This window comes from Nitrosospira sp. Nsp14 (assembly GCF_900113575.1).
Classification (GTDB): domain Bacteria; phylum Pseudomonadota; class Gammaproteobacteria; order Burkholderiales; family Nitrosomonadaceae; genus Nitrosospira.
In genome coordinates this window covers 62,372-88,340 of record NZ_FOPV01000018.1, presented here as the reverse complement: position 1 = coordinate 88,340, position 25,969 = coordinate 62,372, and the positions used below count along the sequence as shown (strand labels likewise).

Below are 25,969 nucleotides of genomic sequence, written 5' to 3'. Positions count from 1 at the left end.
AGCGCTTTCCCTCTTTCCTGATACTGAACTATTACCAAATTAACAACACTAAAGTATCGATAGCCCCGAAATACCCCTTGAAATACCGATACCAACACCAATATTACATATACTTTACATACCCACAACCCTGTAAAGACTATCCGCGAAGATCAGCCAAGTCAAGAAGTTTGTCAGGACCACAATACTCAGCAATACGTGTGCATGATAAATGCCTGATTTTCTCCCGCTACGCTAACCGCTCAGCCTTCTTCGCAAGCCTCTTATTCTTCTTATTTGTTAACGTAAAATCGGTTGTGCCATTTCCCAAGCTGCACCTGATCCGTGTTATTACAGTTCAATTACAGTAGCGCAACGGTTCGGCTGGAAGCATATTTTGTGCCAAACTTGCACCAGTTCTTTAAATCAAGAACTTGAAGCATCAACTGGCTTTTCCAGGTACGGTATGTAAGAAGCACCGACAACCTGACGTCCCCCTCCCGACCTGCTCCATAAGCGTTGCGATTAAATTCCTCGATCATTGCAATTGCCGCTCACGTCCCCGGTGTAGGGGCATAATTGTCTATTCCAATGGCGCCGCCCCATATCATGTCTATCATACGCGTCGCGCTTGATGTTCCTGTCAACACGTTATTCGACTATCTCCTACCCGATGACGAGGTAACCAGGGGGGATGTAGGCGCCCGTGTCCGTGTGCCGTTTGGCAAAAATGCCCTCACGGGCGTAATCATGGAGGTGATTCCCCATCCCCTCGTTCCGACACGCCGACTCCGCGCCGCCAGCCACGTCCTCCGCGATATTCCGCCGCTACCGAAGAACGTGCTCGATCTATTCAGATTTTGTAGCGAGTACTATCATCACCCCCTGGGCGAAGTCGTCATGAACGGATTGCCCACCAGGTTGCGCAGCAATAAGCCTTTTATAGAAGAATCGCATACTGATTTTCAATACCGCCTCACCCCGACAGGACAATCAACTGATCTATCAGCCATTCCCGTCCGGAGCGTCGTCAAGCGCAGGCTCTTGGCGCGCCTGAAAGAACAGGACGCGATCAGTATGACTGAGACAAGAGAAGTATCCAGCCGAGCTGTTGGAGCAATCAAGGAATTCATGGCTTCAGGCTGGGTGGAAGAAATCCTGGTTCCTCCTGGCGGCAGCCGCCTCTTCGAGGAATCGGCTGGATTGCCCGTGCTGACCCCGGCCCAGCAAAGCGCCGTCAATGCCATTGCGGCGAAAACGAGTGAGTTCAACGCTTGGCTATTGCATGGCGTCACCGGGAGCGGAAAAACCGAGGTATACCTGCGCCTAATATCGCTTCTACTACGGCAGGGGCGGCAGACGCTCGTGCTCGTACCGGAAATCAACCTCACGCCACAATTGGAAGCGAGCTTCCGTACACGCTTTCCCTCCATACGGATGGTAAGCCTCCACAGCGCGCTCAATGCGTCGGAGCGCGCGGTCGGCTGGCTGCAAGCGCAACAGGCAGAGGCTCAGCTCATCTTGGGGACGCGCTTGGCAGTTTTTACACCCCTGCCAAAACTGGGATTGATAATCGTGGACGAAGAGCACGATGCCTCATTCAAGCAGCAGGAGGGCTTGCGCTATTCTGCCCGGGATGTGGCTGTGTTTCGCGCCAAGCAAGCGAATGTGCCAGTGATATTGGGTTCGGCCACCCCTTCGCTTGAAAGTTACTATGCGGCCCTGAGCGGCCGCTACACCATGCTCAGGCTACCGTTCCGCGCAGCAAAGAACGCGTCGCTGCCCGTGGTGCGCTATATTGACACGCGTAAGGCCAAATCGGAGGATGGTCTAATGGCGCCCGTAATCGCCGCCCTTGAGCGTTGTTTGGCGTTAAACCAGCAAAGTCTTGTTTTTATAAACCGGCGCGGCTATGCGCCAGTATTGCTGTGCAAATCGTGCGGATGGTCTGCGGCTTGCCACCGCTGCGCCAGCCGCCTCGTGGTACACCTGCGCGAGAAACAAATGCGTTGCCACCATTGCGGCCACCGGGAGGCTGTCCCCAACGCCTGCCCCGAATGCGGAGATCAGGATATCGCCCCTTTTGGGCATGGCACACAACGAGTGGCAGCCACGCTGGAAGAACGCTTTCCCGATGCACGCATCATGCGAATCGATCGCGATAGCACGCGGCGCAAGGATGCGTGGCAACAGATGCTGAAAGACATCCAGGAAAAACGTGTGGATATTCTCGTCGGGACCCAAATCATGGCCAAAGGGCATGATTTTCCCAATTTAGCGCTGGTGGCCATACTGAACTCGGATGCCTCGCTATACAGTACCGATTTTCGCGCCTCGGAACGTTTGTTTGCCCAACTGATGCAAGTAGCGGGGCGGGCCGGGCGCGCGGGCATTGAAGGAGAAGTCTTGATTCAGACAGAATTCGCAGGTCATCCGCTGTACCATGCGCTTCAGAAGCAGGATTATGACGCGCTTGCCCGAACGTTGCTGGAAGAGAGAAGAACGGCAGGCTTTCCTCCCTTCGTGTATCAGGCTTTATTGCGAGCGGAGGCACCGGAAATTTCCGCAACCCTGAGTTTTCTCAAGAGCGCGGCAGCAGTTGCCCAGGCGCCAGAAGAGGTCGAAGTATTCGATCCTGTACCAGCCCAGATGTCACGCCTCAAGGGGATGGAGCGGGCATGTTTGCTGGCGCAGTCCGCCTCCCGCAAGAAGCTGCAGACGTTCCTTGCCGGGTGGAGATCACGACTTGATGCGCTTCCCAGCCGCAAGGTACGTTGGACACTAGACGTGGATCCGCTTGAATTTTGAGAACACCCGACCCTACGTCGAATGCATGGGTGACGCGTCGCCGGCGGTTCTGTTGCCTCCGCTATAACCGGCACACGGCGCAGCAACAACGCATGAGGCCGGAAGATTTTGTTTTATACTCGCGTTCTTTTAAAAGGAAAAGTTTGGAAAGATTCTTCTTTCCATTCGCTGCAAGACAATGGCAACCATCCCAAATAACAGTGAGCCGGTTGAAAACGCCAACACCACCTGGTCAGGGCGGTTCGAGGAACCGGTTTCCGAATTGGTGCAGCGGTATACCGCATCGATTAATTTTGACCAGCGGCTCGCTGAGTATGATATTCAGGGGTCTCTCGCGCACGCCCGCATGTTGGCGGCCGGAAGCATAATTGGTGCGGATGATCTGGCTGCGATCGAAGCCGGCTTGGGTCAGATCCTGAATGAAGTACGGCGCGGGCAGTTCGTCTGGAAACTGGAACTGGAAGACGTGCATCTCAATATCGAGAAACGTCTCACCACACTTATTGGAGACGCGGGCAAGCGCCTCCATACTGCACGATCTCGTAATGATCAGGTGGCGACTGATGTGCGCCTTTATCTGCGTGCTGCGATTGACAGCATTATCGATCTCATCCATGCATTGCAGCGCGCCTTGCTTGATCTGGCTGAAGCGCATGTGGACACTGTGATGCCCGGCTTCACGCATTTGCAAGTTGCGCAGCCTGTAGTCTTTGGCCACCACATCATGGCGTATTTTGAAATGCTCAAGCGGGACGTGCAACGCATGTCCGACTGCAGGAAGCGGGTAAACAAACTGCCCTTGGGCGCCGCGGCGCTGGCAGGAACCAGTTATCCCATTAATCGTGAAATGGTAGCGCGCCAACTAGGTTTTGACGGCGTCTGTGAGAATTCCCTCGACGCTGTTTCGGACCGGGATTTTGCCATCGAATTCTGTGCGGCGGCTGCGCTGGTCATGACGCACCTGTCACGCCTATCGGAAGAGTTAATCTTATGGATGAGCCCCTCGTTTGGATTTATTGAGCTCGCTGACAGGTTCTGTACCGGCTCATCCATCATGCCGCAAAAAAAGAATCCCGATGTGCCTGAGCTGGTGCGTGGCAAGAGCGGGCGCGTCAATGGCCATCTCGTTGCCCTGCTCACGCTGATGAAGGCTCAGCCGCTGGCATACAACAAGGATAATCAGGAAGACAAGGAGCCGCTGTTTGATACCGTGGACACACTCTTGGATACGCTGCGAATTTATGCCGAGCTTATGACTGGCATCCGCGTCAACCGGGAAGCGATGCGGGAAGCAGCAATGCGTGGCTACGCCACGGCAACCGATCTGGCCGATTACCTGACAAAAAAAGGAATGCCTTTCCGTGAGGCGCACGAGGCAGTGGCCCAGGCCGTACGCTTTGCCAATAAAAGCGGCCGAGACCTGAGTGCGCTCACCCTGGCGGAATTGCGGCAATTTTCCAGTCTGATTGACGGCGATATCTTTGCGGTGCTGACGCTCGAGGGGTCGGTCAATAGCCGCGATCACGTCGGGGGGACAGCCCCGGCACAGGTGAGTGCGGCGATTGCAAACGCCAGAACGTGGCTTGCCTGAGCTAAAAATCTGCAAACGGGTGCCGGACTAGATGTCAGCATGGACTGAAATCAGCGCGCAGATCTCCAGTTCCGAAGGTATTTCATTTGCCGTGGAGACAGTTGCTCCGATCGGAGGTGGCTGCATCAATCGCGCGCATCGAGTCGAAGGCGGCGGCCGCCGTTTCTTTGTCAAACTGAACAGTGCCCCTGCCGCTGCGATGTTCGAGGCAGAGGCGGCGGGACTCCAGAAAATTCTAACCACCGGCACCTTGCGCGCCCCTGCGCCGGTATGTTGGGGTAAAAATAGCGCTGAGGCGTGGCTGGTGCTGGAGTATTTGGAGATGAATGATACTGGCCAGCGCGACGCGGCTGCCTTTGGACGGGGGCTGGCCGCCATGCACCGGTTCTCTTCCCAGGAATTCGGGTGGGAACGCGACAATACCATCGGCTCGACACCCCAAATCAATAAATTCTCATCCAACTGGGTCAGGTTCTGGCTGGAATGCCGCCTGGGTTACCAGTTGCAGTTGGCTAAAGCGAACGGCTACAGCGGGAGGCTACAGAAACAGGGCGAGCAATTGATGGAGCAGCTCGACTGCTTTTTTCCCGGTTCGCCGCCGGTTCCCTCACTATTGCACGGCGATCTATGGGCGGGCAATTATAGTTTCGACGCATCGGCACGGCCAGTGGTATTCGATCCGGCGGTGTACTATGGCGATCGTGAGACGGATATCGCCATGACCGAGCTATTTGGCGGGTTCCCCGGTGCTTTTTATGCGGCCTACCGTGAGGCCTACCCGCTGGACCCGGAGTACGAAACCCGTAAAACGCTCTACAATCTCTACCACATACTGAACCATCTCAATCTTTTCGGCGGGGGCTACCTTCGCCAAGCGGAACAAATGATGGGCAGGCTGTTGGCGGAACTCAGCTAGTAAGTCAGCTAATACCCGCCCAATCCGCGGCGCGGTGCTCACCCGCCCAGTGGAACTGAATATTTCTTTAATTGGACGGCCCCGCGCAGCAATACGCCTATCAACAATGCCTCATGCGCATTGAAATACCAGTCCCGCATGCTCCCGCATCCGGTGGAAGCGGATGGCTTTCCAGCTTTCCTCGGCAACGCTTAATTCTGCGCCAAACGATGCAAGGAAGGCTGGAGCATCCACAGCGTCATAAGCGATCCGATGCGCGTTGGCATCTATAAATCGATTGAGTTCGCGTTCGTCCTCGCTGGTAACCCAGCGAGCAAGCTGGAACTTGGAGGAGACCAGCCTCGCCTCGACGCCATACTCATGCTTGAGCCGGTGTGCCACTACCTCGAACTGAAGAGCGCCTATCGCGCCCAACAGTAAAGTACTGCTGGAATGGGGCCTAAATACCTGGATGGCCCCCTCCTCGCCCAATTGGGCAAGTCCCAACTTGAGCTGCTTGCTTCGCATCGGGTCCGCAATTTCGACTGTCTGAAATATTTCCGGAGCAAAAAAAGGCAGGCCGGTAAATTGTAGCCGCTCACCTTCTGTCAAAGTGTCACCTAACTGTAGCGTTCCGTGATTGGGAATGCCGATGATATCGCCGGGATAGGCGATGTCGAGTAAATCTCGCCGCTGGGAGAGAAACGATACTACCCCATTGGTCCGGATGTCCTTGTCGTTGCGCACGATTTTTAGATTCATTCCGCGCTCGAAACGCCCCGAGCAGATCCGGACAAAGGCGATACGGTCCCGATGTGCTGGGTTCATGTTGGCCTGAATCTTGAAGACGACACCGGAAAACCTGCGCTCGCTCGGTTGCACCTCGCGCTGCAAGGCCATGCGCGATCGCGGCGACGGTGCAAGGCCAACCAATGCATCAAGAACTTCGCGGACGCCGAAGTTATTGATGGCCGAGCCGAAAAATACCGGGGTCTGCCTGCCGGCAAGGAAAGCGGCGTGATCGAATTCAGGGGAAGCACCGCGTATAAGCTCGATTTCCTGCCGCAGTTCAGTAGCGGAATTGCCAAACCGAAGCGCAATCGCAGGGTTATCCAGGCCGGTGATGATTTCGTCGTCCTCATCCAGCCTATCCGATCCGGGACGAAACACGCGCATTCGATCGCGTTGCAAATCGAACACTCCGCTAAACCCGCGACCCATGCCGACCGGCCATGTAAACGGTACAGCCGACATATGCAGCGTTCTCTCAATCTCATCAATAAGATCCAGCGGCGCTTGTACCTCCCGGTCCATTTTATTGATGAATGTGAGAATGGGGGTATTGCGTGCGCGGCACACCTCCAGCAAGCGTAACGTCTGCGCTTCCACACCGTTGGCGGCATCGATCACCATAAGTGCAGCGTCCACGGCAGTAAGGACGCGATACGTATCTTCCGAGAAATCCTGGTGCCCCGGCGTATCCAGCAGATTAATGACGCAATCTTCATACTCCATCTGCATGACCGAGCTGGCGACCGAGATACCGCGCTGCTTTTCGATCTCCATCCAGTCAGAGGTGGCGTGCCGGCTCGCCTTGCGTGCCTTGACGCTGCCCGCGATATGAATCGCGCCAGCGAATAAAAGCAGTTTTTCGGTAAGCGTCGTTTTACCTGCATCGGGATGCGAAATTATTGCGAACGTGCGACGCCGCGTCACTTCGTGACTGACCATTTCTGGATATTCCTTATGCTTGCTGAGAATCTTCTTCCTGAGGATACAGATAGCAACGCGTGGTATGCGTTGGACTGAATGTGCTTGTTGCGGGATAGACTTCGCGGCAGATGGGCATGGCGTGCGGGCAGCGCGGATGAAAGTGACAACCGGCGGGCGGATTCGCGGGTGAAGGTAGATCGCCACGCAAATGAATAACAGGACGCTTGCTTTCAAGCTCGATCACCGGGACGGCAGACAGAAGGGCTTGCGTATAAGGATGCCTGGGACTGGTCAACACCTCATCCACGGTTCCGCGTTCTACAATTCTTCCCAAATACATGACGGCCACTTCATCCGCGAGATATTCAACCACGGAAATATTATGAGTAATGAATAGATAAGCCAGACCCAGATTGGTTTGCAATTCCTTCAGCAGATTCAAAATCTGGGCTTGCACCGATACATCGAGCGCACTGGTAGGTTCGTCGCAAACGATAAGCTTCGGGTTGACAGCCAACGCTCGCGCGATAGCAATACGTTGACGCTGGCCACCCGAAAACTCATGCGGATAACGCCACTTGGTTTCGCGCGGCAACCCGACGCTTTCCAGCAGAGCATCAATTCTTTTTCCCTGAAGTTCCTTACGCTGGCGTCTCTTTAGTTGAGATGCGCCGCGCTGACGCCCGTCATTATCTTCCCCGTTGGCATCCTCGACATGAAGGGAATTTATCCCTTCTTCGATAATGTCGACAACGCGCATTCTCGGATTTAGCGAGGAATACGGATCCTGGAATATAAGCTGGAAGTCGGCGCGCAGGCGGCGGAGGCGGTCACGCTTCATCCCGACCAGCTCCAGTCCGTTGTAGCGCACACTACCCGACGTGGTTGGAATAAGCTGCAGGATGCCCTTCCCGACTGTTGTTTTCCCGCAGCCGGATTCGCCTACCAGCGCCAGCGTCTTTCCACGGCAAATCTGCAGTGATACGCCATCCACGGCCCTGACGTGACCGACCACACTTTTCATCAGCCCCTTGCGAATGGGAAAGTGTACCTTCAGGTCTGAGACGGACAATAAACATGCGTCGTCGGTTGCAGCGGCGTTACGCACCATGGCCCCGGCCGCAGACTCATGCAAAGCGTCTGTTTTGTCAAGTATATTCTCCGCAGGCTGGGACGGGGCAACTCCCCTATCTATCCATGAGGGAGTATCGCGATTAAAAAGATGACATCTTACGTGATGTTCCCCGGCTACAATAGCCCATCCCGGAGCTGCCTCATGGCATAACTCCCACGCATGGTCGCAGCGGTCCGCGAACCGGCAGCCGGCAAATTCCTGCGATAAGGGCGGTACGTTTCCGTTTATTGCCGCCAGGCGCAAACCCTGCCGACGCCTGTCTCTTCCCGGCAGGGAAGCGAGCAATTTACGTGAGTAGGGGTGCGCGGGACCGCGGAAAAACGCCTCCCGCGGTGCAGTCTCCACGATTTCCCCGGCATACATTATTCCCACCCGATGCGCCGTCTCAGCGGCAACCCCGAGATCGTGCGTAATGAGCAGGATCGCCATCCCGTTGCGCTGTTGGAGGCTGCGCATGAGATCGAGCACTTGGGCCTGAATGGTGACATCCAGGGCGGTCGTGGGCTCATCGGCGATAAGCAGCTCTGGCTCTCCCGCCAGCGCCATGGCTATCATCATCCGCTGTTTCATTCCACCTGAAAACTGAAATGGATATTCATGCATGCGGCGCGGAGCGTCGGGTATTCCCACTTGATTCAAGATTTCCAGGGTACGCTTTTGCTCGGTTACTCCGTGAAGATCGAAATGACGGCGTAGGACCTCGCCAATTTGTGCCGCGACCGTCATGACGGGATTCAGGCTAAGCATCGGCTCCTGGAAAATCATACTGATGCGCCTTCCCCGTATATTGCGCATGGCCGCCTCTGGCAGAAGAAGCAGATCCTTTTCGCCCAGTCTCACAGATCCTCTCACGATTTCACCCGAATCTGGAAGAAGCCGCATCACGGAGAGTGCCGTCATGGATTTGCCTGAGCCGGATTCCCCCAGCAAGGCGAAAGTCTCGCCTTTTCCAATCTCCAGCGTAAGCCCATCCACTGCGCGCACGGCCGTTGTCTCCGTATGGAGAACAGTTTCGAGATTTTGTATTCTCAGCACCGCGCTCATCGAGAAAAGGAATCGTTGGGCCCCGCGGCAGCAGCGATGTCCGCTGCCGGCTCTTGTTTGCGTTTCCGGGGGAAGGCTCTAATCCTTGTCGGCAATGTCCTGGCCCGAGGGTCAAAAGCGTTCTGTACCGCATCGGCAAACATATTGGCACTCAATACCAATGCGAACATGAAACTGAACGCCGCGAGTAATGCCCACCACACCATCGGCTCACGCGCCATTTCCATGCGCGCCGCGTTGATCATGGTGCCGAAACTGATCATAGAGGGATCGACGCCCACACCCACGTAAGACAGCACGGCCTCGGCGAGGACGAGACCGCTGAAATCCATCACGGTTGATATCAACACGATGTGCATCACGTTTGGAAGTATGTGACGGCTGATAATTCGCCAATGAGACACCCCGAAAGCATGGGCCGCTTGAATATACTCCATCTCCCTCAGTTTCAGGGTTTCGCCACGCAGCAAGCGACATAAACCGGTCCAGCTTGTCACCCCAAGTATGACGCACAGAAACAACAGGCGCAGATCGGCCCGTGCCGCAACCGTATCAAACAGCTCCGGTCGAGTTTCGATGTATACCTGCATCATCAATACGGCAGCGGCGATCAGCAAAACGCTGGGAATTGAACTGAGCGTCGTATACAGGTATTGAATCACATCATCCACCCAGCCACGGAAATATCCTGCGGTGATGCCCAGGAGCAACGCAAAAGGCAGCATCATTAATGTGGTAAGCGTGCCGATCACAAGCCCGGTGCGAATGCTTTTCAGCGACAGATAAAAAACGTCCTGCCCCACCTTGTCGGTGCCGAAGATATGGTAATTGCCGCATAACGCCAGTGCTGCGCCGCTCAGTAATAGCATCAACGCAAGAGTGATACAAACAGCATACCAAGGGGTCGGGGTCGTACGGCGCCATATGGCGGCCAGTGCGGACATGAACGTTTCGTTCCTTTGCCGCGCCAGCCTCGCAGCCAGTAAGGTGACCAACAGCGACCACACCAGCATTCCTGCGCCCGCGCCTGCCGCAGCTCTCGAGGCAACGTCGGGCACCAGCTGCGTTTCCGGATCCTGCAGATGCGCTCCGCCGTACTTCAAGCGGGGAAACTCCCGCGTTTGTCCCCCATCCGGAAGCTCCACCATCTCGCGAGCGTAAAGGTGAGCGGCAAACGGCGCCGAATAGGTTTTTTCCACCCGCGTGCGGAGCGGTGTTGCGATGATGTCCAGCACGCTCAGCACGTCGACGCTGTAAGCTGTTTCACGGGCCCCACCGTTGTCGTGTTCGACGATAGGGCGCATATGCACGGTATCGAGTAATCCGACAGCGACAAAGAAGATCAGTACCACGAGCGCGGCCATGCCGCTTGCGCTGTGGCCCACGCGCCGCCACGGCACCAAAAGATATTCGTTGCGCCGTATGTGCCAGACAAGCACGAGCACGACCGCCACCAACAGGTAGACGAGCGCGTCGGTCCATAGGATTACAGGTTTGAAAGGCATGGCAACTGTCGCGGGTGCACCATCATTCCAGTCGTATCCGGGGGTCGACCAGCGTATAGGAAATATCCGTCAATATCAGCCCGACTATATAGAGCAGCGATCCTAGGAAAACCATCGCGCGTACCACCGCGAAATCCTGCGAATTGATCGCGTCGATGGTATAACTGCCCAACCCTGGGATACCAAAGAAAGATTCGGCAATGAGGCTGCCGAGAAACAGAAGGGGGATCACGACGACTGTTCCCGTGAGGATCGGAATGAGCGCATTTCTCAGCACATGGCCAAACAACACGACATTTTCCGACAAACCTTTAGCACGGGCGGTTCGCACGTAATCCTTGCTCATTTCTTCCAGAAAGATCGTGCGGTACCAGCGCGTATTGCCCCCGGCCCCGCTAACCACGCCGATAATCACAGGCAATATAAGGAACTTGGTAGCGTCAACGCCATATCCATAGCCGGAAATGGGCACGAGATGCCATAGTTTGCTTATCAGGAACTGCCCGCCGATAATATAGAACAAACTGGAGATGGACATTAGCGCGACGCATAGTACCACTCCCCAGAAATCCACATACGTCGCCCGAAAGAACACCATCGTCAATGCGAACACGATGTAGACGCCGAGTCCCAGCACGAAAACCGGCAGCGCGATCGAAAGACTGGGCATCATCCGTTTTTTTATCTCGTGAGCAATATCGCGCCCGTCATCCGCTCGGCCGAAACGGAACGCGAACATGGCGATCGACTTCTCAAAAAAAACCGTGCGTGTCAGTTTGGCCCACCCTTGCTCCGCATTATTGAACATCAGCGGCTTGTCGTAGCCGCGCTCCTGCTTCCACCTGCCGATGGCCTCGGGCGTGACGCGCTTGATCCCCAGCTGCATGCGTGCCATGTCGTCAGGCGTGTTGACTACGAAAAACAAGGTAAATGTAATCAGATTGACGCCGATCAGAATGGGAATCGCATAAAACAAGCGCCGGATAATATAGTTAAGCATCTATTCCCTGTGCGCGGGCGATGGCAAAAGCGGCTGGATGCCACTGTTCGAGATACCCGCGCTCCGCTCTCTGCGCCGGTAGACCACTACCGCGGGGATCAAGCTTGCGAGCAGCACCACGACTACCAGCGTAATGGGCCCCAACACTGGTTCATTCCATTCGCGCCGCTTCTGTGCTCTCAAGCTGCCGTCTATCCGATAGTATTTCATGTTGTTGTGCGACAACCTGTTCGGCTCAACATTGCTGTACCAAGCGTGATACAACCCGTAATCTTTTGGGTGATAACCCCACAGCCACGGGGCGTCGCGACGAAGGATATTTACCATGCGGTCGATAATATGCTGGCGCTCGGGGCCATTTTCCATATTCTTCATTTGCTCAAACAATCGGTCGTATTCCGAGTTGGAGTAGTTCGCCGCGTTTTCACCTTCGCTCCCCGTCTTTTGCTGCGGCCCGTGCAGAAGGAACAGGAAGTTCTCGGCGTCCGGGTAGTCGGCGTTCCATCCCCATTCGAAAATCTGAGCATTGCCCTTGCGTATCTTGTCCTGGAAGCGGTTGTAGTCTGTACTTCGGACCACGAGCTGAATGTTGAGTTTCTGGAACTGTTTGCGCATCCAGTCGAGACTGGATTTATCCTCGGCACCGCGCGCGGTCACGTCAAAGTACAGCACCAAGGGTGCGCCCGTCCTAGCATCCATGCCGTTCGGGTAGCCTGCCTCAGCCATCAATGTTTTCGCGGCTTCGATGGGTTTGCGCCGGGCACGTCCATTTACCCAGTCGTACACCACCGGATTGATGCCTTCCTTGCCTTCGCGATGCCCAGCGATGCCGGGCGGGATGGGCCCTTGCGCAGGAATGCCACGTCCGTTGGCAAATATGGACACATACTCCTCGTAATCCACGGCAATTGAGATTGCCTGCCGCAGCTTTCTTGCCGCTACCCGCCCCTGCTTACCCACCCCGCCTACCACCGGATCCAGCATATTGAAACCCATGTAGTTGGTGGAAGCCGCAACAGCTGTCTCCAGACGAATGCCCTGCTGCTTCATTGCCTCTGTCACGGTGGCCTCTCCCTGTCCCGTCAGTTGTACCGCCTGATCAAAACTGTCCGAGCCAATGCCAGAAGCGTCATAATAGCCCTGAAGGAACTTGTTCCAGCGGGGGATACTTTCCTTGTCGCGGCTGAAGACGACTTTTTCGACGAAGGGCAGCGGCTTTCCCGCGTCCTTCAGCAAACCGGCTTCTTCGTCGTCGGGCATGCCTTCCGTTGGGTACGTCTCGCCATGAAAGTTAGGGTTTCGTTCCAGTATCATCACACGATTAGGATCGTTTTCCGTCAACATATAGGGTCCCGTACCCACGGGGTACCAGTCCAGGGTGATATTTTTTTCCGCCAATCCAGGCTGAGTATAAAAACGCTCCGCCTCCCATGGAATGGGAGCGAAAAAGGGCATCGCCAGCCAGTACATGAACTGGGGATATTTACCCTTGATCTTGATGCGGTAGGTATGCGTGTCCACTACCTGCGCGCCTTCCAGCGGGAAGCTGTTGAGGTCCAGATAGGCGTCTTTATCCGATAGACCAGATTGCCCCGCGGCGGCCTGCAACGTTGCGGAATATTCCTTAAGACCAACGATGTAGTCGGACATCAAGCTGAAAATAGGGGAATGAAGCTTTGGATGCGCCAGTCGTTTAACCTGAAAAACATAATCCTGAGCCGTGAGTTCGCGAGAGCCGCTATGGGGAAAATCGCTCAGCTTATGAACCCCGGCCAAGTCCTTTGCTTCCAGGGCATGATAGAAGAACTCGCCACCTTCATTCCTGGCAAACGCTGGATGAGGCTGGTAACGGATGCCCGGCTTGATGGAAATTTCATAAACGGTGTAAGCGATTTGTGCAGGATCGACATCATCCTTCAACTGCTCCCCATTCTGGTCGAAATATTGCACCACCGGCATTTTTGCTGCCGCGGATGGGATCAGTTCGTACGGGCGCTTCAGGTAATGGTATTGCAAAGGCGGCTCGTAAATTTGCGCAGTAAACAGAATTTCGTTGGAGCTGTATGATTGAACCGGATCCAAATGCTTGGGTCGTTCCGCAAAGGCGCTGTAGAGAATATTTTTTTCTGCGTCGGCAGCAGGATAGGGACTGTTCCAAGGGTTGCCGCCGCACGCGCTAACCAGCATTACCATCAATGCCGGAAGATATTTGAGAAAAACCGGGCCAACGCGTCCTTGAACCGCCCTGCGTGAAATGCCGCGTGGGGCAGCCAGGTGTTTGAAGTTGAAAGGGCTGATAGAAAAAAGTTTACCGCTCCGCCCCCTCTGGCGCCGCACCGAACGCCAACCGGCCCTGATCGTACCGGAACCCCCATTAGGGACGCCGCCCGGTTTTCGGGCACCAGCTTTCCACGTGGAAAGCTTCAAAATGAGGTTGCATAATACGGACCGGCCGCACCAGCGTTTTTCTCTGCTCTGCGACATTCCGCTTCCCCACATCGCCGCTGCGCCCGCTGCTGGCCCAGCCGGCGATTTATTGAGACGCTCCGTTAACACTGCCTTCATTGACGCAAGTTTAGCGTATAACTGACATTGCGATTGTCTGCTGAAAAGGCAAAACCCGATGATTCCACAAGCGCGATTAACTTGACGCTATAATCTCCCGGATCGTTTAATACATCGCTAGGACCTGACATGACACTGCTCGCCAATAAGCGCATTCTCATCGCTGGATTGCTCAGTAATCGCTCCATTGCATATGGAATTGCAAAGGCAATGCATCGCGAAGGCGCGAAATTGGCTTTCACTTATCAGGGAGAGGGCATCCGCGAACGCGTTGCAAAGCTAATTACGGAGTTTGACAGCGATTTACTATTTCCGTGCGACGTTTCCGACGATGCGCAAATTGCGAACTGCTTCGATAACCTGGGAAAACACTGGGATGGCCTTGATGGCATCGTTCATTCCATCGCTTTTGCCCCGCGTGAAGCCTTAAGCGGAGACTACCTCGAAAGTGTCAATCGGGAGGCTTTTCGCATCGCCCACGATGTAAGTTCCTATAGCTTCGCCGCTTTGGCCAAAGCCGGCCTGCCGCTAATGGAGGACAGGAAGGGTTCCCTTCTCACACTGACTTATCTCGGTTCAACTCGAGTGATGCCGAGTTACAACGTTATGGGCTTGGCCAAGGCAAGCCTTGAGGCAAACGTGCGCTTCATGGCTGCCAGCCTCGGCCCCAAGGGCATACGAGTCAACGCCATTTCCGCCGGACCGATCAAAACGTTGGCGGCCGCCGGAATCGGGAGCTTTGGAAAATTGCTCAGTTATACTGAAAAGGTAGCGCCGCTACGTCGAAATGTCTCCATCATGGAAGTAGGCAATGCGGCCGCCTTTTTGTGCAGCGACCTTGCCAGCGGCATCACCGGAGAAGTTACCCACGTGGACGCGGGATTCAACACGGTCGCATTTGACCTCATGGAATCATGATCTGAAATACGGTCTAGTTCACATTCCCGAGCGAAACATCGTACCGTGTCCTGACGCCGGCCAGATAAGACGAGAGCTCCTCCTGGGTCAGCACCTGTTGCAGCTGTTTCGCAAAAGCTTTGCGCGTAGCCGGGTCTGGCACATCCGGCTGAATGACACGATTGACTCGAATCAACGTGAAAACCCCCTGGGAATTTTCCACGCCGCTGTAGGATGGCAGTGCGGCCGCGTCAGCCTTGAATATCGCACGCAGCGTGTCATTATCAAGGCCCTGGGGCTCCTTTCGAGATACCCGTTGAACAGCGCCCCAGGAAATATCCGAACCTTTTCCAGCATGAAGTTGCGCAAGCTTTTCCTTTCCTTCCTTACCCGCGAGGGCTCGAGCTTCCTGCTGCGCCACGAGCGCGGAAATTTTATCCTTCAGCTCAGCAATAGTCTGCATGCGGGTGGGCCGGTGATCCAGCACCCTTGCCGCGACCAGTGTGTTAGGCGCAACCTCGACCGCTTCGGTATTACGTTTGCCCTTCACCGCGTCGTCCGAGAATATCCCCTGTAGCAACCTTCCGGTTAAGTACGGCGGTTCGCCCGCGTCTTTGCCTATCCAGCCGCTACGCTGAAGGGATAAGCCAAATTTCTCCGCAGCGGGCTGAAGGCTATCGCTCTGCTCATACACCAGATTGCTGAAACCATCCGCCATTTCGGCGAAAAGTTTTGCAGCTTTTTCCTTTTTTAGTTGCTCCTCTACCTGGCCCCTTACCTCATTAAAATCAATTGACTTCGCGTCCTTTATCGCCGTGAGCTTAATGACGTGAAAACCAAAATCGGTCTCGACGATATCACTGACCTCGTCCGGCTTCATCTGGAAAACAGCATCCTCAAAGGCCTTGACCATCATGTTGCGTCCAAAATAGCCGAGATCGCCTCCGGTCGCCGCCGAGCCCGGGTCTTGGGAATGCTGCTTGGCTAGCTCCGCAAAACGTTGTGGAGCTTTCTTTACTTGTACGAGCAATTGCTCGGCTTTGGCGCGCGCTGCCTGCCTCTCCGCATCCGGGGCGGAAGCCGGCGCGCTCAACAGGATATGGCTCGCACGACGCTCTTCAGTCTGGCCGAACTCGCTCTTGTGCTCCTCAAAATATTTCATCGCCTCTTCGGTGCTCACCGGAGTGCGTTCCGCCAATTTTTCCAGGGAAAGCACGGCATATTCCACTTGCGCTTGTTCCGGCAACTGAAACTCGGCCTGGTGGGAGTCGTAATAAGCTTTAATGGCTGTTTCGTCCGGTTTGACTCGCGCCAGGAATGCCGCCGGCAGTATTTGAACAAGACTGATTTCGCGCTGTTCCTCGCTCAGTCGCATCAATTTCTGCGCCACTGTGGCTGAAACGAAGCCATTCTCGCTGTAAGGCGCAATCAGTTGCTGGCGCATGAGTTCTTGCCGTACGCGCGCTTCAAATGTTCGTGGTGTCATCCCCTGGCCCCGCAGCAATTCTTCGTAGCGCTGTTTCGAAAACTTGCCATCTTCCTGAAAAGCGGAGATGTTTTGTATCATCTCCACAAGTTGCGGATCGAGTACGGCGAGGCCCGCGCCAGATGCTTCGTGCTTTAACAGGCGCTGTTGAATCAATCCTTCCAGTACTGCTGATCGCACTTCGGGCCTGTCCAGCATGGCATCGTTAAAATTCTCTCCCATCGTGGCTCGCATGCTTTCCTGCTGATTGCGCATTGCCTGGTCGAATTCCTGACGCTGAATTCTTTCGCCTGCCGCCAAGGCGACGTAGTCTTCACCTTCGTTGCTGCGATATGACTCGACGCCCCAGAACAGGAATGGCAGGACGGCAAGTCCCATGATGATCTGGACGATCCGTCTTTTTCTATGGACAAAATCAAACATTAATGGAGAAAAATGAACAAAAAAGGCGAACTTGCGTTCGCCCTGGTTTAGCAAAAATTTGGCGGAGTGGACGGGACTCGAACCCGCGACCCCCGGCGTGACAGGCCGGTATTCTAACCAACTGAACTACCACTCCAACAACCTAAAACTTTCACTGGTGGGTGCTGACGGGGTCGAACCGCCGACATTCGCCTTGTAAGGGCGACGCTCTACCAACTGAGCTAAGCACCCCGTCTAAAAGAGTTCTAGTTTACTGCATCCTTGAGCGCCTTGCCAGCGCTGAATTTCGGGACTTTCGCGGCCTTGATTTTGATCGCTGCGCCCGTGCGGGGATTACGGCCAGTACGCGCCGCGCGCTTGCCCACTCGAAAGGTTCCAAACCCGACTAGGGTTACACTCTGGCCTTTCTTGAGCGCGTCTTTGATTGCGGACAATGCGCCGTCCAACGCTTGTCCCGCAGAGGCTTTGGAAATGTCGGAAGACTTGGCAATGGCATCGATGAGTTCGGCTTTATTCACGTGATTCCCCTTTCATTATTGTTAAAATAGTTTCAACCCTGTAATCGGTTTATATCAAGCCGCTTGTGCCTGGTCAAGAATATTCAGAATAAAAACGGGCCCCAATAGCAACACTGGGGTCTGCCCCCGCCTCGCCGTCGAACCCGCAGTACATTTTTTCCTAGTGTTTGATGACCGTACTGGTTACGTCCCCTTCGACCGCGACAGGCGCGGGAACAGCCGAGGTAGAGGCTGGGAGCGGTTCCGGCTTCCGTTCCAGGGCAAAATCGAGCACCTGATCGATCCATTTCACCGGGTGGATATCCAGACGGTTTTTGATGTTCTCCGGAATCTCCGTCAAATCCTTAACGTTGTCTTCGGGAATCAAGACTGTTTTAATACCTCCGCGGTGCGCCGCCAACAGTTTTTCCTTAAGTCCGCCGATAGGAAGCACCTCGCCCCTCAATGTGATTTCACCCGTCATCGCGACCGCTGCTCGAGCGGCAATGCCCGTAAGTGCCGATACCATAGCGATACAAATACCGATTCCAGCGCTGGGGCCGTCCTTCGGCGTCGCCCCCTCTGGCAAATGGATATGAATATCGCTCTTCTGGTAAAAGTCATCGGCAATACCCAATGTCCTCGACCGGCTGCGCACCACGGAAAGCGCGGCCTGAATCGATTCCTGCATCACCTCGCCCAACTTTCCAGTGGTAATGGTCTTTCCTTTCCCAGGCAACACGACTGCCTCGATGGTCAGCAGTTCGCCTCCCACTTCCGTCCATGCGAGACCGGTAACGTGTCCCACTTGGTTCTTTTCTTCCGCCACACCGTATGTATAGCGTCTTACGCCCAGGTACTTGTCCAGATTGCGACCTGTAACCGTGACTTTCTTCTGACCGCTCTTCAGCAGCAGCGCCTTGACCACTTTCCGGCATATTTTTGAGATCTCACGCTCCATGGCACGAACGCCGGCCTCGCGCGTGTAGTAGCGCGTGATGTCGCGCAAGCCCGATTCCGACACCGCGAGTTCCTGCTCCTTCAGCCCATGATTTTTCATCTGCTTGGGCAGCAGGTAGCGCATGGCGATGTTGAGCTTCTCATCCTCCGTATACCCCGAGAGTCGGATTACCTCCATCCGGTCCAGCAGGGCCGGCGGTATGTTGAGCGTATTGGCCGTTGCCACGAACATGACATCGGACAAATCATACTCAACCTCGACATAATGATCGACAAATGAATTGTTCTGTTCCGGATCAAGCACCTCCAGTAGGGCCGACGAAGGGTCGCCGCGAAAATCCATGCCCATCTTGTCGACTTCATCTAGCAGAAACAAAGGATTTTTGACACCCACCTTGGTCATGTTCTGCAAGATCTTGCCGGGCATGGAGCCAATATAAGTCCGGCGGTGCCCGCGTATCTCGGCCTCATCGCGAACGCCGCCGAGCGACATGCGCACGAATTTCCGATTGGTGGCGCGGGCGATAGACTGTCCCAGCGATGTCTTACCTACCCCCGGCGGCCCCACCAGGCAGAGAATAGGTGCTTTCAGCTTGTCCACGCGCTGCTGCACAGCCAGGTACTCGACAATCCGCTCCTTGACTTTCTCAAGACCATAATGGTCTTGCTCCAGCACAACTTCAGCAGCAGAGAGATTTTTGCTTATTTTGCTTTTTTTCTTCCATGGCAACGCCACTAGTGCGTCAATATAATTGCGCACGACCGTCGCTTCCGCAGACATGGGAGACATCAGACGCAGCTTTTTCAGTTCAGCTTCGGCCTTTGCGCGCGCATCCTTCGGCATTTGAGCGGACTTGATTTTCTTGTCAACCTCTTCAAGATCCGCGCCGTCTTCACCCTCGCCCAGCTCTTTCTGGATAGCCTTTACCTGTTCGTTGAGATAGTAGTCGCGCTGACTCTTCTCCATTTGACGCTTCACTCGTCCCCGGATGCGTTTCTCGACCTGTAAGATGTCAAGTTCGGTTTCAAGCAGCCCCAGCAGATGTTCCAGACGTTTGGGTACATCGAAAATTTCCAGCACTTCCTGCTTCTGCTCGAGCTTCAGCGGCAAATGCGCCGCAATGGTATCAGCCAAACGCCCGGCTTCATCGATACCACTTAGCGATGTCAGAATCTCGGGTGGAATTTTCTTATTAAGCTTTACATACTGGTCAAATTGCGCCAGCAACGCTCGACGCATCGCCTCCACCTCATGATTGTCCACTACATCCGGGGGGAGTAGCGCAGCCTGGCCGGTGAAATAACTGCCGTCATCGACAACCTTTGTAATGCGCGCACGGCGCCCGCCCTCCACCAGCACCTTGACGGTGCCATCCGGCAATTTAAGCATTTGCAGCAAGTTAGCAACGCTGCAAACACTGTAAAGATCTTCCGGCGCAGGCTCGTCCTTAGCCGCAAATTTTTGCGCCACCAGCAGAATACTCTTGCCCGACTCCATGGCGACCTCAAGCGCCTTTATGGACTTGGGCCGTCCGACAAAAAGCGGGATCACCATGTGCGGAAAGACAACCACATCACGCAATGGCAATAGCGGCAATGAAATTTGGTTAGGATCAATGATTGAAGAGGACATATCGGCTTGCACCTATGAGAACAAATGGTTAAGAGGTTATGTGGGCACCGCGGCGAAATTCAAGACGTGTGCCCAAGCCGGCAAATAATGAGCGTGGACTAAGCGGTTAACCGCTCTTGGCCACCTTTGGTTTATCCGAATAAATCAGGATAGGCTTGATATCACCATTGACTGAGCCGTAGTCGATCACCACTTTGGCCACATTTTCCAACGACGGCAGATCGAACATCGTATCCAGCAAAGTACTCTCCAAGATGGAGCGCAGGCCGCGAGCGCCCGTTTTGCGGGCAAGCGCTCTCCTGGCTATCGCTTTGAGGGCCTGCTCACGAAACTCAAGATCAACGCCTCCTTCCATATGGAACATTTTCTGATACTGCTTGATAAGCGCGTTTTTTGGTTCGGTCAGAATTTGAATCAACGCTGACTCATCCAACTCTTCAAGTGTGGCGACGACCGGTAGGCGCCCCACGAATTCCGGAATAAGCCCATACTTGACTAAATCTTCCGGCTCCACACCGCGTAACAACGCGCCGAAATCTTTACGGTTATCCTGACTGCGCACATTCGCGCTAAAACCGATCCCACCCTTTTCCGAGCGCGCGCGTATCACCTTGTCCAGCCCGTCAAAAGCCCCGCCGCAAATAAAGAGTATGTTAGTCGTATCGACCTGTACAAACTCCTGATTGGGATGCTTTCTCCCTCCCTGCGGCGGTACCGATGCGATCGTTCCCTCGATCAGCTTGAGCAGCGCCTGCTGCACGCCCTCTCCCGAAACATCACGGGTAATGGAAGGATTATCCGATTTCCGCGAAATCTTATCGATTTCATCAATATAAACAATTCCCTGCTGGGCTTTTTCGGCGTCGTAATTACATTTTTGCAGCAGCTTCTGAATAATATTTTCAACGTCCTCACCCACATAGCCCGCTTCCGTAAGGGTGGTGGCGTCAGCCATGACAAAAGGCACATCAAGCAATCGGGCCAATGTCTGCGCAAGCAGCGTCTTGCCTGAACCCGTTGGTCCGATTAGCAAAATGTTGCTTTTCGCTAACTCGATGTCGTCCGAATCCCCGGATTTCGCCAAGTTGCGGAGCCGCTTGTAGTGGTTGTATACCGCTACGGACAGTATTTTTTTTGCCTGCTCCTGACCAATTACGTATTGATCGAGAATCTGGCGAATCTCATGCGGAACCGGCAAGTCCGATTTCGTCAGTTTTGAGGCCTCCGCTCCCTGAATTTCCTCACGGATAATGTCATTGCAAAGCTCAATACACTCGTCGCAAATAAATACCGACGGACCGGCAATGAGCTTCTTCACTTCGTGCTGACTTTTGCCACAGAACGAACAATAAAGCAGTTTTTCCCCGCCAGTTTTCTCTGACATAGTTGTTTTATCCCGCATTATCCGAGCCAGCGCGCTCGTAACTAAGGAACCTCCGAACAGGTACTCCGTCTATCGCCCGCCTGGCATCTGTTGCCTGTTCATCAGATGCAGAATGAAGGCGGCCATAGGATGTGAACCCACTTTCGCAACAACGCCAGGGAGTGCGACGAGGCGAGCGCCTCATTTTGCCGCTAGCTAAAACCATGGCATCCCGTAAAACAGCTTCGGCGGTTCCCTTCTGAATTCCTTTATGTTGGATTTTAACCCGGCCCCTCGCCCCTGGAAGTTAGCACAGCGTCCACCAGCCCGTATGTGACCGATTGTTCGGCGCTGAGAAAGTTATCGCGATCTGTATCTCTTTCGATCGTCTCTATACTCTGGCCCGTGTGTTTCGCCAGTAACTCGTTCAGCCGCCTCTTTAAAAACAGGATCTCTTTGGCATGTATTTCGATATCTGAGGCCTGCCCCTGGAATCCCCCCAGTGGCTGATGAATCATCACCCGCGAATTTGTCAGGCAAAAGCGCTTGCCCTTTGCGCCCGCGGTAAGCAGCAGCGACCCCATACTGGCGGCCTGTCCGATGCAAAGGGTGCTGACATCCGGCTTGATATACTGCATGGTGTCATAAATCGCCATTCCAGCCGAAACGAGGCCGCCCGGAGAATTGATATAAAAATGTATATCCTTGTCCGCATTTTCCGATTCAAGAAACAGGAGCTGCGCCACGACCAGGTTGGCCGATGCCTCAGTAACCGGGCCGACAAGAAATATGACTCTCTCTTTCAGTAGACGGGAATAAATGTCATATGCGCGCTCGCCCCTCCCGCTGGTTTCAATCACCATCGGTATCAGGCCGAGATCTGAGGTATCGAGCGTCCGCTGTTGCCAGTCAAGCTGTTGCATCATGTCATGATCTTCCCATTAATTCGTCCAAGGACATTGCCTTATCCGTCACTTTAACGTTTTCCAATACCCACCTTACTACATTGTCTTCCAGAGCAGCCGACTCGACTTCGCCGAGGCGTTCAGGCGCCGAATAATGCCACTTGACAACCTCGGCCGGATTTTCGTAACTCCGCGCAAGATCTTCCACCACTGCGCGCACCTGTTCCGGTTTCGGATGCAGGTTATGCGTCTTCACCAATTCCCCCAGGATCAGACCGAGATTGACTCGTCGTTGCGCGCGCTCCTTGAGCAGGTCTTGGGGTAACGGCAGATTTTTAGCGCCAAGACCCCGGGACACCAGCTCATTGTGCGCATCCTGCGTCAAACGCTCGAGTTCAAGCTGCACCAGCACTTTTGGAGACTCGATTTTGGTACTATCGAGCAAGGCCTGCATCACCTGTTCCTTGAGCTTTGCATTGACCCGCTTGGATGCCTCCCGCTCAAGATTCGCCTGAATTTCGTTGCGCATCGTGTTGATATCCCCATCCGCGACACCTAACGATTTCGCAAATTCAGCGTCAATTTCCGGCAGCCTCGGGGAGTCAACGCCGTTGAGTCTTACTTCAAACGTCGCTACCTTTCCCGCGACCTCCTTACCATGATAATCCGCAGGAAATGTAACTTCAAATGTTTTGCCTTCGCCTGGCCTCATGCCGACAAGGGGGGCTTCGAAATCCTTCAGCAGCCTGCCCTCCCCGAGCACCAATGCAAAATTCTCAGCTTTACCACCCGCAAATTCCACGCCGTCGATCATGCCGCGATAATCGATACTGATTCGATCACCCGCCTCAGCAGCGCGTTCAGCGGGTTCGAACTGAACCCGTTGCCTGCGCAGCACTTCTACCGTTTGGTCGACATCCGCAGGTGTTACATCAACTACCGGCCGTTCCACTTGGACTTCGCTTAAGTCACCTAACTCTACATCGGGATAGACCTCGAATGTTGCACTAAATTCAACCGGGGAAACATTCCCTTCCGAAGATTTCGGTTCGAAATGCGGATAGCCGGCCACCCGGAGGTTATTCTCGCGTACAGCCTCGCTGAAATTCTTCTTCAGCACATCGCCTATTACTTCCTTACGAACCTGCGGGCCGTATTGCTGCATGACAACCTTGAAAGGCACCTTGCCGGGTCGAAACCCATGCAGTTTAGCCGTACGGGCCAGCTGTTTCAGGCGGCTTTCCACCTCCGTCTCGATTTTTTCCTGAGGAATTGAAACGTTGAGGCGGCGCTCCAGTGCGCCCAAGTGTTCGACGTTCATTTGCATTGCATTTCCTGATTGTTGGGGGTAATGTTCGCGCGGCATTTGCGGTCGGGGAGGCGCGACAACCCATAATAAGCGTTATCCGAGACCGTTTTGCGAATCCCTGGTGCGAAAGGGGGGACTCGAACCCCCACACCTTTCGGCGCCAGAACCTAAATCTGGTGCGTCTACCAATTCCGCCACTTTCGCAGGGTTTTTTCCGCTTTTGTATATAAATTATACCTTTTTCTCCTCGCCACAGCAGACATACTACACATGGCCCCGGCAAAATATCGTTTCGCCACGGACCGTTGTGCTATCCGGGCCCATCAGATATAAATAATACGGCATCAGGTCCTGCGGCTGGGGGAGGCTATACTTGATCTCGCCAGGATGTGTCCGGGTACGTTGTGGAGTATGGGTAGGTCCTGGAATAATCACATTGATGTGTAAGTTCGGGAGTATGTCCCATTCCTGCGCCTGAATCCTGACCAGAGCCTCCACTCCCGCTTTGGCTACCGCGAAACCGCCCCAGTATGCCGCGGGCGCGTGGCCATGCGAATCCGAAGTCATTATAACGTGCGCATCGGGCGACGCCTTTAGCAGGGCGAGACAGGCTCGAGTCAGAGCGAACGGGGCAATAAGGTTGACACGCAGCAGTGACTGCCATTGGTCCAGTGTCTGGGACTCCAGCGGTGTCAGGTTGAATAGTAACGCTGCATTATGCAAAATCCCGTCGAGCCTGCCCAGCTGCTGCTTGATCCCGTAGGCGAGGGCCAGAAAATCCTTGTCCTCGGCTTTTTCCAAATCGAGCGGAAAAATTGCCGGCTGAACGCCGCCCGCCGCCTCTATTTCATCATACACGCCCTCCAATTTCTTGATATTACGTCCGTGTAATATCACAGTGGCGCCATGCATGGCATATGCGAGCGCAGCGGCACGGCCAATACCCTGTCCCGCACCGGTGACGAGAACGACGCGATTCTTGAGCAGATCCTTCGCAGGGCTGTAACTTTTCAAATCTTGCATAATTGATTTCTGTGTTGGAGACCGTACCGAGGGCAGGCGGGGGCGACGAAGGTGACACTATTGCCTATATTCAACTTTAAGTGGCGGAAGACCACGCTCGTTTAAAGGTAGATAGGTGACAAAAATGGATAGTGCCGCGGACAAATCCCGTTTTAAAATTGAATTTCAAGGGAGCCGAGAACAACGGCACTCTTTATCCGCTCATCCAGGTAGTCCACGCGATCCATAACTTGCGCACCGGCGTCAGGCTGACACGCTGGCGAAGGACATGGCATCCGTCGTGCTTGATTTCTGTTAATAACGAGCGATAGATCGCCGCCATGATGATACCCGGCCGCTGGCTTTTTCGATCCTCCGCCGGCAACGCCGCGAATGCCCGCACGTAATAGCTTTCGGCGCGCTCGATCTGAAACTGCATCAATTGCCTGAATGCATCGGTTTCGCTGCTATTGAGTATGTCCTCCTCGGTTACTCCAAAACGGGCAAGCTCGTCTTGTGGAAGATAAATACGGTCGCGACGGGCGTCCTCGCCTACGTCGCGTATGATGTTGGTTAGCTGAAACGCCAGCCCGAGATCCTCTGCGTACCTCAACGTTTCCGGGTTTCGGTAACCGAAGATTTCGGCCGAACATAATCCCACGACGCTCGCCACGTGATAACAGTAGTGCCGGAGGGTATCGAAGTCAGCGTAGCGATTATAGTTAAGGTCCATTTCCATGCCGTCGATTATCTGATTCAAGCGCTCGGCAGTAAGATTGAATGAATTTGAAACATTAGCCAGCGCCTTTGTTACCGGATGACTGGGCTTCGCCTCGCCATTGGCATTAAAAATGGCGCCGACTTCCTGCCGCCACCATGCGAGCTTGGCTCGCGCCACCGCCTCATCGCTGCACTCATCGACGACATCATCCACTTCGCGGCAAAAGGCGTACAAGGCGGTGATCGCCCGGCGCTTTTCGGCGGGCAAATAGAGAAAGCTGTAGTAAAAACTGGAGCCGCTCTGGAGAGCTTTTTCCTGGCAATACTGTTCTGGGGTCATGGTTACAAGTCAATATCGGGCTGGGGCCCTGTGGGCATTCAATGGAAAGCAGGGATTATCTCATCCAATTGCCTCTATTTCTCATAGTATCGCCTCAACCTCGGCAACTGCTACAAATTCTGGAACGGAAAAACGATATCTCCTAACTTGGCGTCTTGCAATAACGGCAAAACTGTGGCGGTCGCTGCCGGACGAACCA

Annotated in this window: 17 protein-coding genes and 3 tRNA genes; 4 read left to right on the top strand and 16 right to left on the bottom strand. The window is 54.4% G+C overall.

Going from position 1 to position 25,969, the window contains the following annotated elements; translation table 11 throughout:
* The first annotated feature begins 588 nt into the window (after window positions 1-588).
* The 3 genes from BM022_RS12215 (at window position 589) to BM022_RS12205 (ending at window position 5,294) form a co-directional block, all read left to right on the top strand.
* A complete protein-coding gene (locus BM022_RS12215) occupies window positions 589-2,787 on the top strand; it encodes a primosomal protein N' (RefSeq protein WP_091139650.1) in 2,199 nt (732 codons plus the stop codon).
* A 178-nt stretch (window positions 2,788-2,965) separates the two neighbouring features.
* A complete protein-coding gene (argH, locus tag BM022_RS12210) occupies window positions 2,966-4,378 on the top strand; it encodes an argininosuccinate lyase (RefSeq protein WP_091139649.1) in 1,413 nt (470 codons plus the stop codon).
* A gap of 31 nt (window positions 4,379-4,409) precedes the next feature.
* On the top strand, window positions 4,410-5,294 hold the full coding sequence (locus BM022_RS12205) for a fructosamine kinase family protein (RefSeq protein ID WP_091139647.1): 885 nt from the start codon (window positions 4,410-4,412) through the stop codon (window positions 5,292-5,294).
* Between the two features lie 111 nt (window positions 5,295-5,405).
* Here the strand turns inward: BM022_RS12205 and BM022_RS12200 are convergent, their stop codons facing one another.
* From BM022_RS12200 to BM022_RS12180, 5 genes are read right to left on the bottom strand one after another with little or no spacing between them, the layout of a single operon-like run.
* Window positions 5,406-7,004, bottom strand: coding sequence for a peptide chain release factor 3 (locus BM022_RS12200; protein ID WP_091139646.1), 1,599 nt, complete (start codon window positions 7,002-7,004; stop codon window positions 5,406-5,408).
* 13 nt (window positions 7,005-7,017) lie between these two features.
* Window positions 7,018-9,165, bottom strand: coding sequence for an ABC transporter ATP-binding protein (locus tag BM022_RS12195; RefSeq protein ID WP_091139644.1), 2,148 nt, complete (start codon window positions 9,163-9,165; stop codon window positions 7,018-7,020).
* Window positions 9,162-10,670, bottom strand: coding sequence for an ABC transporter permease (locus tag BM022_RS12190; protein ID WP_091139643.1), 1,509 nt, complete (start codon window positions 10,668-10,670; stop codon window positions 9,162-9,164). Before BM022_RS12190 ends, BM022_RS12195 begins: the two co-directional genes overlap by 4 nt.
* A gap of 22 nt (window positions 10,671-10,692) precedes the next feature.
* The gene (locus BM022_RS12185; RefSeq protein ID WP_091139641.1) at window positions 10,693-11,670 is read right to left on the bottom strand and encodes an ABC transporter permease; all 978 of its coding nucleotides are present in this window, start codon (window positions 11,668-11,670) and stop codon (window positions 10,693-10,695) included.
* The gene (locus BM022_RS12180) at window positions 11,671-13,863 is read right to left on the bottom strand and encodes an ABC transporter substrate-binding protein (protein WP_091139671.1); all 2,193 of its coding nucleotides are present in this window, start codon (window positions 13,861-13,863) and stop codon (window positions 11,671-11,673) included.
* A 501-nt stretch (window positions 13,864-14,364) separates the two neighbouring features.
* On the opposite strand from BM022_RS12180, the gene BM022_RS12175 reads away from it, so the two are divergent.
* Window positions 14,365-15,153, top strand: coding sequence for an enoyl-ACP reductase FabI (locus BM022_RS12175; RefSeq protein ID WP_091139639.1), 789 nt, complete (start codon window positions 14,365-14,367; stop codon window positions 15,151-15,153).
* Window positions 15,154-15,166: 13 nt separating this feature from the next.
* On the opposite strand, the gene BM022_RS12170 is transcribed toward BM022_RS12175, so the two are convergent.
* The 11 genes from BM022_RS12170 to hpnD all read right to left on the bottom strand — a co-directional run bounded on the left by BM022_RS12170 (window position 15,167) and on the right by hpnD (window position 25,770).
* The gene (locus BM022_RS12170; protein WP_091139637.1) at window positions 15,167-17,041 is read right to left on the bottom strand and encodes a SurA N-terminal domain-containing protein; all 1,875 of its coding nucleotides are present in this window, start codon (window positions 17,039-17,041) and stop codon (window positions 15,167-15,169) included.
* 59 nt (window positions 17,042-17,100) lie between these two features.
* Window positions 17,101-17,177 (bottom strand) — tRNA-Asp (locus tag BM022_RS12165).
* Window positions 17,178-17,196: 19 nt separating this feature from the next.
* Window positions 17,197-17,272: transfer RNA gene (locus tag BM022_RS12160), tRNA-Val, on the bottom strand.
* A gap of 14 nt (window positions 17,273-17,286) precedes the next feature.
* Entirely contained in the window at window positions 17,287-17,559 is a 273-nt protein-coding gene (locus BM022_RS12155; RefSeq protein WP_091139636.1) for an HU family DNA-binding protein, read from the bottom strand.
* Between the two features lie 160 nt (window positions 17,560-17,719).
* Window positions 17,720-20,131, bottom strand: coding sequence for an endopeptidase La (gene lon, locus BM022_RS12150; RefSeq protein ID WP_091139634.1), 2,412 nt, complete (start codon window positions 20,129-20,131; stop codon window positions 17,720-17,722).
* Between the two features lie 106 nt (window positions 20,132-20,237).
* On the bottom strand, window positions 20,238-21,515 hold the full coding sequence (gene clpX, locus BM022_RS12145) for an ATP-dependent Clp protease ATP-binding subunit ClpX (RefSeq protein ID WP_091139632.1): 1,278 nt from the start codon (window positions 21,513-21,515) through the stop codon (window positions 20,238-20,240).
* Between the two features lie 260 nt (window positions 21,516-21,775).
* On the bottom strand, window positions 21,776-22,420 hold the full coding sequence (gene clpP, locus BM022_RS12140) for an ATP-dependent Clp endopeptidase proteolytic subunit ClpP (RefSeq protein WP_091139631.1): 645 nt from the start codon (window positions 22,418-22,420) through the stop codon (window positions 21,776-21,778).
* 1 nt (window position 22,421) lies between these two features.
* Window positions 22,422-23,726, bottom strand: a complete 1,305-nt coding sequence (gene tig, locus BM022_RS12135) for a trigger factor (RefSeq protein ID WP_091139629.1) — start codon at window positions 23,724-23,726, stop codon at window positions 22,422-22,424.
* 101 nt (window positions 23,727-23,827) lie between these two features.
* Window positions 23,828-23,912, bottom strand: a tRNA-Leu gene (locus tag BM022_RS12130).
* 60 nt (window positions 23,913-23,972) lie between these two features.
* A complete protein-coding gene (locus BM022_RS12125) occupies window positions 23,973-24,731 on the bottom strand; it encodes a YciK family oxidoreductase (RefSeq protein ID WP_091139628.1) in 759 nt (252 codons plus the stop codon).
* 193 nt (window positions 24,732-24,924) lie between these two features.
* Complete coding sequence (hpnD, locus tag BM022_RS12120; RefSeq protein ID WP_091139626.1) at window positions 24,925-25,770, bottom strand: presqualene diphosphate synthase HpnD; 846 nt, start codon at window positions 25,768-25,770, stop codon at window positions 24,925-24,927.
* Between the last annotated feature and the right edge of the window lie 199 nt (window positions 25,771-25,969).

Bases quoted from the DNA above. Each gene is read 5' to 3' on its own strand.
- BM022_RS12215 (WP_091139650.1), top strand. From the start codon at position 589: ATGTCTATCATACGCGTCGCGCTTGATGTTCCTGTCAACACGTTATTC.
- argH (WP_091139649.1), top strand. From the start codon at position 2,966: ATGGCAACCATCCCAAATAACAGTGAGCCGGTTGAAAACGCCAACACC.
- BM022_RS12205 (WP_091139647.1), top strand. From the start codon at position 4,410: ATGTCAGCATGGACTGAAATCAGCGCGCAGATCTCCAGTTCCGAAGGT.
- BM022_RS12200 (WP_091139646.1), bottom strand. From the start codon at position 7,004: ATGGTCAGTCACGAAGTGACGCGGCGTCGCACGTTCGCAATAATTTCG.
- BM022_RS12195 (WP_091139644.1), bottom strand. From the start codon at position 9,165: ATGAGCGCGGTGCTGAGAATACAAAATCTCGAAACTGTTCTCCATACG.
- BM022_RS12190 (WP_091139643.1), bottom strand. From the start codon at position 10,670: ATGCCTTTCAAACCTGTAATCCTATGGACCGACGCGCTCGTCTACCTG.
- BM022_RS12185 (WP_091139641.1), bottom strand. From the start codon at position 11,670: ATGCTTAACTATATTATCCGGCGCTTGTTTTATGCGATTCCCATTCTG.
- BM022_RS12180 (WP_091139671.1), bottom strand. From the start codon at position 13,863: ATGGTAATGCTGGTTAGCGCGTGCGGCGGCAACCCTTGGAACAGTCCC.
- BM022_RS12175 (WP_091139639.1), top strand. From the start codon at position 14,365: ATGACACTGCTCGCCAATAAGCGCATTCTCATCGCTGGATTGCTCAGT.
- BM022_RS12170 (WP_091139637.1), bottom strand. From the start codon at position 17,041: ATGTTTGATTTTGTCCATAGAAAAAGACGGATCGTCCAGATCATCATG.
- lon (WP_091139634.1), bottom strand. From the start codon at position 20,131: ATGTCCTCTTCAATCATTGATCCTAACCAAATTTCATTGCCGCTATTG.
- clpX (WP_091139632.1), bottom strand. From the start codon at position 21,515: ATGTCAGAGAAAACTGGCGGGGAAAAACTGCTTTATTGTTCGTTCTGT.
- clpP (WP_091139631.1), bottom strand. From the start codon at position 22,420: ATGATGCAACAGCTTGACTGGCAACAGCGGACGCTCGATACCTCAGAT.
- tig (WP_091139629.1), bottom strand. From the start codon at position 23,726: ATGCAAATGAACGTCGAACACTTGGGCGCACTGGAGCGCCGCCTCAAC.
- BM022_RS12125 (WP_091139628.1), bottom strand. From the start codon at position 24,731: ATGCAAGATTTGAAAAGTTACAGCCCTGCGAAGGATCTGCTCAAGAAT.
- hpnD (WP_091139626.1), bottom strand. From the start codon at position 25,770: ATGACCCCAGAACAGTATTGCCAGGAAAAAGCTCTCCAGAGCGGCTCC.